At 50.7% G+C, this 13,219-nt stretch carries 11 protein-coding genes; 9 read left to right on the top strand and 2 right to left on the bottom strand.

What is annotated here, in order from left to right:
* The first annotated feature begins 239 nt into the window (after positions 1–239).
* Both H581_RS0105440 and H581_RS0105435 read left to right on the top strand, forming a co-directional pair.
* Positions 240–587: an ArsR/SmtB family transcription factor gene (locus tag H581_RS0105440; RefSeq protein ID WP_051250486.1), complete on the top strand. Its 348-nt coding sequence runs from the start codon at positions 240–242 to the stop codon at positions 585–587.
* Between the two features lie 71 nt (positions 588–658).
* Complete coding sequence (locus tag H581_RS0105435) at positions 659–1,462, top strand: arsenite methyltransferase (RefSeq protein WP_028609136.1); 804 nt, start codon at positions 659–661, stop codon at positions 1,460–1,462.
* Positions 1,463–1,587: 125 nt separating this feature from the next.
* Here H581_RS0105435 and H581_RS0105430 read toward each other — a convergent pair whose 3' ends face one another.
* Positions 1,588–1,803 carry a thioredoxin family protein gene (locus H581_RS0105430; RefSeq protein ID WP_028609135.1) on the bottom strand — a complete coding sequence of 72 codons (216 nt, stop codon included), beginning with the start codon at positions 1,801–1,803 and terminating at the stop codon, positions 1,588–1,590.
* Positions 1,800–2,222 carry a MerR family transcriptional regulator gene (locus H581_RS0105425; RefSeq protein WP_028609134.1) on the bottom strand — a complete coding sequence of 141 codons (423 nt, stop codon included), beginning with the start codon at positions 2,220–2,222 and terminating at the stop codon, positions 1,800–1,802. Before H581_RS0105425 ends, H581_RS0105430 begins: the two co-directional genes overlap by 4 nt.
* 283 nt (positions 2,223–2,505) lie before the next feature.
* Between H581_RS0105425 and H581_RS33165 the strand changes: the two genes are divergently transcribed.
* The 7 genes from H581_RS33165 (at position 2,506) to H581_RS0105385 (ending at position 13,213) form a co-directional block, all read left to right on the top strand.
* Complete coding sequence (locus H581_RS33165; RefSeq protein WP_051250477.1) at positions 2,506–5,637, top strand: hybrid sensor histidine kinase/response regulator; 3,132 nt, start codon at positions 2,506–2,508, stop codon at positions 5,635–5,637.
* Positions 5,638–5,670: 33 nt separating this feature from the next.
* The gene (locus H581_RS0105415; protein ID WP_028609133.1) at positions 5,671–6,804 is read left to right on the top strand and encodes a response regulator; all 1,134 of its coding nucleotides are present in this window, start codon (positions 5,671–5,673) and stop codon (positions 6,802–6,804) included.
* 224 nt (positions 6,805–7,028) lie between these two features.
* Positions 7,029–7,535 carry a hypothetical protein gene (locus tag H581_RS0105410; protein ID WP_028609132.1) on the top strand — a complete coding sequence of 169 codons (507 nt, stop codon included), beginning with the start codon at positions 7,029–7,031 and terminating at the stop codon, positions 7,533–7,535.
* A gap of 240 nt (positions 7,536–7,775) precedes the next feature.
* Positions 7,776–8,282 carry a hypothetical protein gene (locus tag H581_RS0105405; RefSeq protein ID WP_028609131.1) on the top strand — a complete coding sequence of 169 codons (507 nt, stop codon included), beginning with the start codon at positions 7,776–7,778 and terminating at the stop codon, positions 8,280–8,282.
* Positions 8,283–8,476: 194 nt separating this feature from the next.
* Positions 8,477–8,773 carry a hypothetical protein gene (locus H581_RS33160; protein WP_036717840.1) on the top strand — a complete coding sequence of 99 codons (297 nt, stop codon included), beginning with the start codon at positions 8,477–8,479 and terminating at the stop codon, positions 8,771–8,773.
* Between the two features lie 305 nt (positions 8,774–9,078).
* Positions 9,079–10,557 carry an Lsa family ABC-F type ribosomal protection protein gene (locus H581_RS0105395; protein WP_028609130.1) on the top strand — a complete coding sequence of 493 codons (1,479 nt, stop codon included), beginning with the start codon at positions 9,079–9,081 and terminating at the stop codon, positions 10,555–10,557.
* Between the two features lie 676 nt (positions 10,558–11,233).
* On the top strand, positions 11,234–13,213 hold the full coding sequence (locus tag H581_RS0105385; RefSeq protein ID WP_245599926.1) for an ABC transporter substrate-binding protein: 1,980 nt from the start codon (positions 11,234–11,236) through the stop codon (positions 13,211–13,213).
* Positions 13,214–13,219: the final 6 nt, after the last annotated feature.

Here is a 13,219-nt window from a genome sequence, read left to right as displayed (position 1 = left end):
ATGCTACACTTACTTCATCAAGAAAATTTGATGAAACGGTGGCGTTGCTCATTGTTCAATTACTATGCAATCGAGAAGTTAATGAAGTTTCAACAGGCAAACGCGGAACAACAAGCAAGACATGCTTGGAAATGGGTGAAATTATACAACAAGAAACAAGAAATGCATAAGGAACCTGTGTTTAAGCAGCCGGTATTAACCTGTTGTCCGGCATGTTGTTAGCGGAGGCGAAAACGATGATGAAAGAAATTCCAGTGAACGTTGTATCCGGAGAAACCGTTGATTTTGTATCTTATGAAGCGAAGTTCAAAGCCTTATCCGATCAAAAACGGCTGCAAATCATGTATGAATTGACCCGGAAAGGCAGCGTATGCGTTTGCGATTTGACGGACATCGTGGATATGCCGCAATCTAAACTGTCCTATCATTTAAAGATTCTGCTTGATGCCGGACTCATTAAACGCGAGGCGAAAGGCACCTGGAGCTACTACGAATTAAACCATTCCGAGGTAAACCGGCTGCTTTCTCCCGAACTGTGCTGCATCTTCCGCAAGACGGACGATCTTCCAAGCGATTGTTGTTCATAAGCCCACGACGTGGGTTTTCATTTAACCCAATAAATCAAAATAATTTGATTTAATAAAAGGAGAGATTTAATATGAGTCAAGTACAAAACGACCAGGTGCGTCAGCATGTGCGCAACCGCTATAAAGAAATTGCCATTCAAGACAACAAAAGCACAAGCGGTTGTTCGCCGGCTTCATCGGCTTCAAGCTGCTGCGGCACGGCAGATGATGTATCCTCGAAGCTGGGCTATTCGAACGAAGAGCTGTCGACGGTACCGCAAGGCGCCAATCTTGGGCTGGGATGCGGGAATCCGCAAGCGATTGCGTCGCTTCAGCCTGGGGAAGTCGTGCTTGACCTCGGCAGCGGCGCAGGATTCGATTGTTTTCTTGCCTCGAAGCAAGTAGGAGAGACCGGTAAGGTCTATGGGGTCGATATGACGCCTGAAATGGTCAGCAGAGCTCGCAATAACGCTTTAACGAATGGATACTCGAATGTCGAGTTCCGTCTTGGCGAAATTGAGCACTTGCCTATTTTGGATTCATCCGTCGATGTCATTATCTCCAATTGCGTGATCAATTTGTCTCCTGATAAGCAGCAGGTCTTCAATGAAGCTTTTCGGGTCTTGAAATCCGCTGGCAGACTTGCTATTTCCGATATTGTTACAACGGCGGAGTTGCCTGCAGAGATCAAAGGAGATCTTGATTCTCTGGCAAGCTGCATATCCGGGGCTTCTACAGTCGATGAAGTTAAAGGAATGCTGCAAGCAAGCGGGTTTTCCGATATCGTCGTCGAACCAAAAGACGAGTCCCGTGAATTCATTAAAGATTGGGCTCCAGGCGGGAATTTGGAGGATTATATTCAATCAGCTGTTATTAGAGCAAAGAAGAAATCCTAGGGAACGAAGTTTCAAGGGCTCGTGAAATTGTCACGGGCCTTTTTATCCCTGCTGCGTATTTCCACATTATGGTTGTAAAGACGATGACAGGGTCAACCATTTGAAATGATTGACCCTAAACGGGATTATCCTCGCTTCAGCGCCTTCAAATTAATTAACTTCCCATCCATTACAACGGCCGGTACGGATTGAATTCCATATTTTTTTACCCGCATCTCACACTCCCCGTTGATATTGTGGACATGGACCGTACACTTTGGACAAGCCAGCTTCCTAACTTGTTTGACGACAGCTTCGCTCTCGGCGCTGCCGTCTGTAAAAATTTCGATTCGTTTACTCATCGTTCTCCCCTCCCATCTATTATTCTTTTAATAACCGGACATTGATTCTTTGGAAGAGGGAGGGAAGATTCGGGATGCTTGGTCACTTCCAGGAGTAACATCTTGAAACGCACCAGTTGACTGATTTTTTCTTCCACTTCTTGAATCTTTGCTTTGGCGAATCGATACATATCCTCTATTGGATAGTCATCGATTCCCTTGTTTAGGGACAAGAGCGGTTTCATTTCTTCAAGCAGAAAGCCCAAGTCTTGGGCACTTTTAATAAATCGGATATCTTCGACGACATCGCTGGAATACATGCGATATCCCGATGCGTTTCGCGGCGGTTCCGCAATTAATCCCCGTCTTTCGTAATACCTTACCGTTTCGATGTTCACTCCCGAAGCCTTGGCCACTTGACTCATCGTTAATCCCTTCATAAACGTTCGCCTCCCGCTTATTTTATTGTAAGCCCCGTACCTAGGTACGGGGTCAATAGATATTTTTGAACAAAAGGAAACTCACGCTCCTACCCATAATCATATACCAATATGGAAATATTAGTAGAATCCCATACCGAATCAAGGAGTGTTTTTTTGTGCAAAAAAGCCCCTGCCGTTTACCCGATACGGGTAGCGTGATAATCAAGCCGTGCTGTATGATGGAGTTACTTACAAGCCGATTAGCGTAAAGCAAAAGGCATACCGGGCGGTGAAGGTGTTCATGTATCAAAATCGGCAAGTCAGATTGGCGTCATTGTTGACCATCATTGTTATTCTCATCGCCGCGCTGGCTCTGCCTATCCTCTGGCCGGCTTCCGGCAAGGCCGCGCCGAGGGCGAAGGACGGCGTGCTGGATCTTCGGGAGTGGAATCTGAATCAAGACGGGGCCGTCCGGCTGAACGGAACTTGGTCCTTTCACTGGGAGCGGCTGCTGACAACGGAGGACGGAACCGGACTGGCCGCGCCGAATGCCGGCCTGCATGAGGAAGTGCCCGGCTTGTGGACGCGCGGCGATCGGCCGGGAAAGGGTTATGCAACCTATCGGCTGAAGGTGCTGACGGATGGCGGCACCGGTTCGCTGGGTTTGCAGATTCCGGCTATTGCTCCTGCCTATAAGATCTATGCGGACGGCGTGGAAATCGCAAGTTCGGGGACGGTCGCGACGGAGAAGGCCGGAACGAAATCCGCTTACCATCCGCAGACGGTTGCGTTTAAACCGCCGGCCGAAGAATTCGACCTGCTCGTTCAGGTTGCGAACCCGCTCTACCCGGAGGGAGGCATCTGGTACAGCCTGACGCTCGGCTCCGAGCGGGATATGCTGCACAGGGAAGTGCGCCATTCCTTCATCGACATGGCCGTATTCGGCGGATGCGCCTTGCTTGGCATGTATCAGATCGCGGCGTTCCTCCTGCGCCGCTCCGAGCGCTCGACCTTATATTTCGGTATCTGCTGCCTGCTCGGCGCCATCCGTCAATGGGTTGTCGGCGGCATCTATTTGGTCGAGCTCTACCCGGAGGCCAATATTAGGCTCATTATATTGCTGGAATATCTGACCTACTACGGCGGAGTGACGATGGCCGTCTTATTCGTCCGGGAATTGTACCCCAAAGAATTTAACCGCAAGATAACCATGCTGCTATTCTGGATCGGAACCGGCTTTACCTTGACGGTGCTCGTTCTGCCCGCAGAGCTTTACACAAGCTTGATCGGCTATTTCAAAATCGTGTCGCTGCTTGCGCTTGCTTATTTTATTTACGGATTCGCGCTGGCGTTATGGCGCGGCCGCGGCGGCGCGCTGCTGCAGTTATCGGGCTGGTTCATCTTCGTCGCTGCGGCCGTGCACGATATTTTGTACAGCGACGGGTGGATCATATGGATCGATATGCAGCTCGTTCCTTACGGTTTTATTCTCCTTGTCTTTATCGAAGCGCTGGAGCTCGCCAGGAGGTTCACGAATGCTTACCGGACCATCGGGACGATGTCGGACGAGTTGATCGCCATGAACCAAATGAAGGACGAATTTCTGGCCAACACGTCGCATGAGCTGAAGACGCCGCTGCACGGCATTCTGAATCTTTCCCAGGCACTGGCCGAAGGAAAGTCGGGTCCGCTGAACGGCCACCAGCGGGAGCAGCTCGAGGCGGTCGTTTCGGTAGCGCGCCGAATGTCCAACTTGATCAACGATATTCTGGATTTATCTCTCCTTAAGAACAACGGGGTCCGGCTGCAGCTGAGGAGCGTCGATGTCCGGGCGGTCGTGTCCGCTCAGGAGGAGGTGTTCCGACATTACATCGGGAAGAAGCCCGTTACGCTTAGGCTGGAATGGCCGGAATCGCTTCCTGCCGCGCTTGCCGACGAGAACCGGCTGCTGCAGATCGTATACAATCTCATCGGCAATGCCATAAAGTTTACGCCGGAAGGCGAAGTCGTCGTGTCGGCATGGGCGGAAGGCGCTATGCTGCACATCGCCGTTGCCGATTCCGGAATCGGGATACCGGAGGAGAAGCTGGAAATTATCTTTCAATCCTTCGAGCAAGCGGGAACGACCATTGCGAAGGAATACGGAGGGGCGGGTCTCGGGCTTGGCATCGCAAGGCGGCTGATCGAGCTTCATGGGGGCGAGATTGCGGTTGCTTCAAAGGCGGGCGAAGGCTCCGTCTTTTCGTTCACGATTCCTGTCGCCGAGAGAAGCGTCACGGACGCGGCAGGGAATGAAAGCGATTCTGCGCTCGGCGCTTTTGAGGCTGCGCGGTTATTATCCGGCCGATTCGAAGCTGCCGCGGCGCAGGAGCCTGCGGGCGCCGTAAAGCCGGGGCAGACGATCCTTGCCGTCGACGATGATCAGGTGAACCTCCGGGTGCTCAAGACGGTATTGGCGGATGAGCCATATGAGGTGGTAACCGCGGCGAGCGGACTGGAGGCGCTCCAATTGCTGGAGAAGCTCGGCGGTCGGATCGGTCTGGTCATCTTGGACGTAATGATGCCCGGTCTATCCGGGTTCGAGACTTGCCGCCGAATAAGGGATCATTATGCGATGGCTGAGCTGCCGGTGCTGCTGACGACGGTTAGGAGCGAGCCGGAGGATTTGATGTGCGGCTTCGATGCCGGGGCGAACGATTTTTTGACGAAGCCTTTTCATCCGCATGAACTGCGGGCGAGGGCGCGCTCCCTGCTTGAGATGAAGCGCTCCGCGGAGGAATCGGTCCGATCGGAGATGGCGTTTCTGCAGGCGCAGATCAAACCCCATTTTCTATATAACGCGCTGAATACGATCATTTCGCTGACGCTGGACGAGCCGCAAACTTCGCATGATCTGCTTATTCATCTCAGCCGGTATTTGCGGGGCAGCTTCGATTTTAAAAATAGGCACAGAATGGTTCCGCTTCGGAAGGAGCTTGAGCTCACGGAAGCTTATTTGCAGATCGAGCGAGCCCGGTTCGGCAACAGGCTGTGCGTCCGGTATGAAGTCGAAGACGAGGCGTTGTGTCTGCTGCTGCCGCCGACGACGCTGCAGCCATTGGTGGAGAATGCCGTCCGGCACGGCGTGACGAAGAAGGAAGAAGGCGGGACGGTAACGGTAACGGTTCGTGCCGACGGGACGGAAGCCGTCATCACCGTCGAAGACGACGGGGCGGGAATGCCGGCAGCGGCGCAGGCGCTTCTCTCGAAGGAAGCCGAAGGAGAAGGCGGCGTCGGCCTGCGGAATATTCACAAGCGCTTGCTCCAGCTGTACGGCAGAGGGCTCGATTTCGAGAGCGAAGCCGGAGGCGGGACCAGGGTGACGTTCCGAATTCCGCTCACGGATGCAGCGGGTGTATCCGATCCGCGTGAGCTGCGGAGACTTGGCGGTTAGCTTGGCTGTACAATTGGTTGAGGAGGAACAACGATGATCCGGGTGATCGCCATTGACGATGAGCAGCCCGCTCTTCGAAGAGTGGGCAAGCTGCTGCAAGAGATGGAAGGCGTGCGGGTTAACGGCTTGTTCGACAGCCCGAGGCTGTTGCTTGAATATGTGTTAACGACGGCGGAGCCGATTGATCTGGCGTTTCTCGATATCGAGATGCAAGGAATGAACGGCGTGGAGCTGGCTAGGCGGCTGAGCGAAGTCCGGCCGGAGATCCACATTGCTTTCCTGACGGCGCATGAGGAGTATGCCCGCGACGCTTTCGAAGTGGAGGCGCTCGATTATTTGCTCAAGCCGATCGTGGAAGACGATCTGGCCAGAACGCTGAAGCGCTTCGAGAAACGCAGCAGCCGGCGCGAGGGAGCGGAATCATCTCCGGAGCGAAGGCTTGCCGTCCGCAGTTTCGGCCCTTTTTCCGTCACGACGGCCGAAGGGGAACCGGTACGGTTCCGCAACTCCAAGGGCAGGGAGCTGCTGGCTTATTTGCATCATGCGAGGGGAAAGTCGGTCAGCAAAGCTCAAATTTTGGATAGCCTCTGGGAAGACCGGGACGTGGAGCGGGCGCAGGTCAATCTGCATTCGACGGTATATCAGCTCCGGAAGGATCTTGAAGCTGGCGGCCTGCACGGAATCGTGGAGCAAATGAAGACGGCGGGAGGCAGCTATTGCTTGCGGTGGCCCGCCCTGCTGGACGATGATGTGGCGGAATACGAGAAAGCATGCCTACAGTATGAGAGCGCGAATTCCCTGACGCATTTGATTAGGGCCATCCGGCTGTACGGGGACGGCTTTCTTGCCGGCAGCGGGTATGGGTGGGCGGCGCCGCGCCAGGCCGAGCTTGAGCTGAGCCATATCAAGCTGCTGGAAGTAATGGCGGATGTTTACGTCAAGCAAAATCGGCACGAAATGGCGCTTGATCCGATGCGGAAGCTCGTTCATCTGCTGCCGCTGGATGAGCGGCTGCATGCCAAGATGGTCGCTCTCCTGCTGTTAATGAATAGAAACGAGGATGCGCTGGCGTATTATAAGCTGATGGTAGATTTACTTGATGACGCGGAGGATTCTTCTATGCTGGACTTTACTCGCTTATCCGCGAATCCGGCATCCATGTTTTGAACGGCAGCCAGTATCAGCTATTAGATCGAAAACGGCTTTTCCAATCATGGAGAAGCCGTTTTTTCTTGTTTTTCTGACATTTTTTTTATAGGAATGGGCCAATACCTTACATGAAGCGCTTTCTTTTCAGTTTGCACGCAGGCGACATAGGTAAAATGGAGGAGGAAATAAGTTCGAACTTTTGAAGCTTCGCTCAGGATACGAAAGCAAAGGAGTGCGGCCGAATGATCACATGGTCGATAGCCGAGACGGAAGAAGATAGAGAAAACGGCGTGATATTTTTATGCCGGCATGGAACGGACCTCGGACTGCTGTATAACTGGAGTACGGTCATGAACTCGCTTGTTTACGCGATGGAAGATAACGGCTTCATGATCGGCACGGATAGTGACGGCCAAATAGCGGCTGTATTGGCACATACGGCGGGAACGCTTGAAGACGATTACAAGGATCCGGGAAGAATCGAGGTCCATCTACTCTACTTTAAGGAAAGTTGGAGGGGCGGAGCGGCTTTGTTATCCGTGCTGCGCATGTTTATCCAGAAGCTTCTCGAATCGCAAAGAGAAGTTCGGGAAGTGGTATTTTTTGCGCCGGCTACGGAGGATAACCGGAGAATGTTCAGCAAGCTTGCGACACATTCGAAGACAACGGAACCCCCGTGCGGCGTTCTCGATTTCTATACGATCCCGCTGGGGCGTTTGCTCAAGTTCGATCCCTATCAAAGGATTTAGGCGAGAGCGACATAGACTGGAATGGCCGGCAATGTCTGCCGGCCACCGGTGTTGATCGATCAATTAGTACTGCGCAGTGTCCCTATCGATGGTGGACGCCATTGGCGCGCTGCAAGCAGGAGCTCCCATTCGAATGCCTCCTTATAATGGATTTAATAGAAATATAATCTATAATTTGTGATTATACAAGTCTAAATATATTTTTTTTGAAAAATACCAGTTTAGGAAGGAGAAAACAAGATGGTGAAATTCGAAATATGCGAAAATAATGGACAGTGGAGCAGATTTACGGAATTTTATATGGAGCATCGGCAGCGCATTATTCCGGGGTATCAAGTAACTCACGCGCTCACGGACGTCAAAAACTGCATCAGGAATGGGAGTGCGGCAATTTTGACGGACGAGCTGGATGAGGTCATCGGCATGGGGAGCTTTGTTCTCGGTTTGGAGAAACATGGGTTTAACAATAAAGAGATCGCAGTACTCGGGAACTGTTATTTTGCGGACAAGTATCGGAGCAACCGGACCTTTATAAGAGGGCTGCAGGTGCTGGCGGCGAAGATTGGGGAGCTGAGCGGAGACGTCAAGGAAGTACGGATTCCGACGTCAGCCGATAATCATTACACGAACGGGCTCTACCGGAAGATCTCCGACAGGATCGAAACGATCGATACGCTGTATGGCCCCTTCCACGTTTATTCCACCCCTTACGACGCATTCGCCGGATTTTGCGGCCGATTCCGTTGAAGTCGGTAAGATAGGAACCGCGCATGAAAATGGCGATTATAAATATTGGAGGAATGATGACATGTCAAAAAGCAATCAAACAACGCTTCATTAGTTAATAGATCCTGGTCCATATGCCGGCAAAGAAAGCCGAATAATAAGAACGTTCTAGTTAAGCAACGATAATAATCTTCCACTTGAGGGGTCATCATGACGTGAAAAATGTTAAAGCAGGTCTCTTTCTACTGATTAGCCAGATTATCTATGTTTTGATCACGGCGGCATGGCTTTTATTCGCAATCCTGACGCTCACGATGCTGGACCAATACGATACGATAAGCACCGTGCAGAAGACGTCCTATATAATCTTTATGTGTTATCCCCTGGCATTTATCGGAGCCGGCATCGCCAGCTGGATATTTTATCACAAGCGCAAATTCCGGAGAGCGGTATGGGTCGGCTTGATCCCGCTGCTGTGGCCGCTATCTCTTTTCGGCTTTTTTACTCTCTAAGTTTTAGAGGCGCTGAGTGTTCAATTGTTGAAATTAAAAAATATCTATGTTAAGATACCCTTAATTTAACGAATGGAGTTGAAAAGTATGTAATATTTCTTGCGAATAAATAAAACAATACGAGCGGTATTTTTCGCATGTTTTATTCGTTATGCAAGAAAGTTACGGACTCTTTTCACTCAAATTCAATATATCCTTATCCGACTCCGCAGCTGCGGGTTGGATTTGCTGTTGTATTTATTTGAGCTACAAGAAAGTAACTTTCTTGTAGCTTTTATTTTTTATGTAACAGGAGGATATCATTTATGTCATTAATAAAAGTGACAAATCTGACTTTTGCCTACGACGGCAGTTACGATCATATATTCGACAACTTTAGCTTTCAATTGGATACCGATTGGAAATTAGGGTTTACGGGAAGAAACGGCAGAGGTAAGACTACATTTCTGAACTTGCTGCTTGGTAAATATGAATACGGCGGAAATATTTCGGCTAATGTTAATTTTGAATATTTTCCTTTTCATGTCGAGAACAAGGAGAAGCTCACCTATGAAGTCATCGACGCAATTTATCCGGATTATCTTCACTGGCAATTGATGCGCGAGCTTACACTGTTAAAGGTGTCGGAGGATGTGCTATACCGGCCCTTCGAGTCCTTGTCGAACGGAGAGCAGACGAAGGTGCTGCTCGCGACGCTATTTCTGAAGGAGAACAGCTTTCTGTTAATTGATGAACCTACCAATCACCTGGATGTACATGCAAGAAAGCTTGTCAGTGATTATCTGAATACTAAAAAAGGCTTTATTCTGGTGTCTCACGACAGATCCTTTCTCGATAACTGCGTAGACCACATTCTTTCCATCAACAAGACCAACGTAGAGATTCAAAAAGGCAATTTCTCCGATTGGCGGGAAAATAAAAAGAGGCAGGATCAGTTCGAGCTTGCAGAGAACGAGAAGCTTAGAAAAGACATTAAACAATTATCGGATGCCGCTAAACGAACGAGCAACTGGTCGCACGAAGTGGAAAAAACGAAAAACGGGACAAGAAATTCCGGTTCCAAGGTAGATAAAGGGTATGTCGGCCACAAGGCTGCTAAAATGATGAAACGATCTAAATCCATTGAGCAAAGGCAGCAATCGGCTATTGATGAAAGGTCTACGCTCCTTAAAAATATAGAAAGCTCTGAAAGCTTGAAAATTTCACAGCTTGCTTTTCATAAAAACCAGCTTGCCGAGCTTGAACATGTGTCGATTTATTACGGAGAGAACACGGTTTGCGCTGATATCAGCTTTACGATTGAGCAGGGTGACCGAATTGCGCTTTCAGGTCAAAACGGCTCTGGAAAATCGAGCTTGATCAAACTGATTTGCGGCGAGGATATCAACTATACGGGCACCTTCAGAAAAGGAAGCCAGCTTCAAATATCTTATGTTTCCCAGGATACCTCGCATTTGCAGGGCAATTTAACGGACTACGCCAGAGACAACGGGATTGATGAAAGCCTGTTTAAGTCCATTTTAAGAAAGCTTGATTTTTCCAGAATTCAATTTGAAAAGGATATGTCGGCTTTCAGCGGCGGCCAGAAGAAGAAAGTGCTCCTTGCAAAAAGCCTTTGCGAGAAGGTTCATTTGCATATTTGGGATGAGCCGCTTAATTTTATCGATATTATTTCCCGCATGCAAATTGAAGAGCTGTTGCTTGAACATTCGCCAACCATTCTTTTCGTGGAGCATGACAGTGAATTTTGCAAAAATGTTGCTACCAAGACCATTGAGCTCTAATGTGACTCTACGAGCCGGAAATTGCGGGCATCCGAATAGCACAGGGATTTGTCTCTGCTGAAGCCGCGTCGATTGTGCAGAAAAAGCCTCCCTTCCGGGAGGCTTTTTCAATTTGATCGATTCAAAGAATTTGTAAATCTCGCGTTTACTTGGGCTTAGCTTTCACGGCGTAACGTTCGCTTTTGCCGCCAAAGGACGGATCAGAACCGGGCAGCACGAAGAAGCAGGAGCGGTTTGCCCGAAGCGTGCCTGTTTACACGTGGTTTACATTGCGTTGACAGCGTTTTTTGCCAGGTGCTACCATGATACCGGAGTGGCGGGGCTGTACGTAAATGTGGACGCACCGGGAGGCGATCGCCGACATGCAAGGTGGGTTGAAAAGGAACTAGGAAGCGAATCATTTGACCTTGTAACAACAATTATTGTCATCGCGCCGCATGTCAAAGCATATAATGAAGCGCTTACAACTTTTCTTGATTAGGTATTAAACCGATTTAATAGGTCACATTCTTTCGGAAAGCGAGCATAAAATTAACCGTAAATTAAACCGGTTTAACAAGAGGTGGAGGTGAACGGTCGGGGCTTCATGGCAGCCGGGAATCGGCGGCATAAGCAAGAACAAAGGGCAGTACAACGCAAGTCGAACCAAACATCGTTCACTAGTGGAGGGGTTATTTTGAAACAGAGGAAAGCTCTAGCTGTTCTGTTCGTCATTATTTCCATTATCGCTGCAGGGTGCACCAACAATAACAATTCGCCGGAGCCATCGTCTGCGGCAGGGGAATCCAACAATAAGCCTGCAGTCAAGGAAGAAGGTCCGGTGGGTAACGGCACGATACCGGCCAAAGAAGCGCCTATGCTCGCGGGGCTTGTATCCGCCGGTTCGCTGCCCCCGCTGGCAGAGCGCCTCCCAGCGCAGGAGGACGTCATGGTTGAGCCTGTCGTCGATGAGATTGGACAGTACGGCGGAGAATGGACGATGGCCTGGACGGGACCGGGAGACAAGTGGTCCGTGGGACAGCCGACGGAAGAAGCGCTCTTCCGGTTCAACAAGGACGGCAGCGGCGTCGAGCCGAACGTAGCCAAAAGCTATGAGGTCAACGAAAACGCCACGGAGTTCATTATCCATCTCAGGGAAGGCATGAAATGGTCGGACGGCGTTCCTTTTACGGCGGACGATGTGATGTTCTACTGGGAACACATGCTGACAAAGGAAACCTTCGGCAAAGCGATCTACGACGCGTATTACTCGGTGGACCCGGCAACCGGCGATAAGGCGCTGGCGACGGTCACGAAGGTGGACGACTATTCGTTCAAGGTCGTTCATAAATACCCGAGCGTCCAGTTTCTTGAACGGGTCGCGATCGACAACAAGTGGTTTTTTGCGCCGGCCCATTTCCACAAGACGATTCTGCCGGAGCTTGTAGGCGAAGCCAAGGCGCTTGCGATCGCCAAAGAGTGGGGCTTCGAGGATACGACCGCATTCCTGAAGGAAACCGGGTACTATTACTGGATTTATCCGCAGATCCCGACCCTCCGGGCATGGGTGGCGAAGAACGATCCGAACGGCGACCAGTTCATCATGGAACGCAACCCGTACTACTGGAAGACGGATCCGGACGGCAATCAGCTCCCTTACATGGATCGAATTGTCGCAACGAAAATTCAGGATCCGAGCCAGCGGGTTCTAGGCACCTTGGCGGGAGACTTTAATCTGTCCACGTTTGGAGCGCAGGATTTCACCGTCCTGAAGGAAAACGAGAAGAAGGGCGATTTCCGGGTGATCCCTTGGCAGCAGCCCGCTTGGTCGACCTTGGGCATTCAGCTTAACCAAACGGTCGATGACCCTAACCTTCGCAAGCTGTTCCAGGACATCCGGTTCAGGGAGGCGCTTTCCCTCGGAGTAAACCGCGGCGAAATTACGGAAATCGCGACGAACGGCATAGCGGATCCCATCCAGGCTTCCGTACCGGAAGGTCTTATCGGCTATCAGGAAGGATGGGCGGATCAATGGGCTGCCTTCGACCCTGACCGCGCGAATGCATTGCTTGATGAGATTGGCTTAACGAAACGGGATAAAAACAATTTCCGTCTGTTCCCCGACGGCTCGGATTTATCGATAACGATTATGGATTCCTCGGAGGACAGCGCCAATTATACGGAGCTCCTTAAGAAGTATTACGAGGATATGGGGATTAAGACGAACCTGAAGATTGTCGATCAGGCGACGCTGCAGGAATTGAAATATTCGAATCAGGTTCCGGCGAGCATCGAGAACATCTCCGTCGTGAACGTCTCTTTCCGTCCCGACACGCTTGTGCCGCTTCGCGTTCTGACTCCGTGGTACGGTCAATACGGCTTGTATGTTTCTTCCGGAGGCAAAGAAGGCGTGAAGCCGGAGGGCGATGTCGCCAAGATTCTCGAGTATTGGGATCAAATCAAGGCGGCCGGCACGGCGGAAGAGATTAACCGGCTGAGTAGCGAGATCGTCAAGATCCATATGAAAAATCAGTGGATCATCGGCTACGCGGGCCCGACGCCGACCTTGATTGCCGCTTCGAACAAGATGGGCAATATTCCGGAGGATATGATTTGGGCCGATGAGTTCCGTTCCCTTGGGGCAGCCCATCCCGCGCAGTTCTATCTGAAGCAGTAACGAGGC

It is taken from the genome of Paenibacillus harenae DSM 16969 (genome assembly GCF_000422465.1).
In the GTDB taxonomy this organism is placed as follows: Bacteria; Bacillota; Bacilli; order Paenibacillales; family Paenibacillaceae; genus Pristimantibacillus; species Pristimantibacillus harenae.
This window is presented reverse-complemented; position numbering and strand designations above follow the sequence as displayed.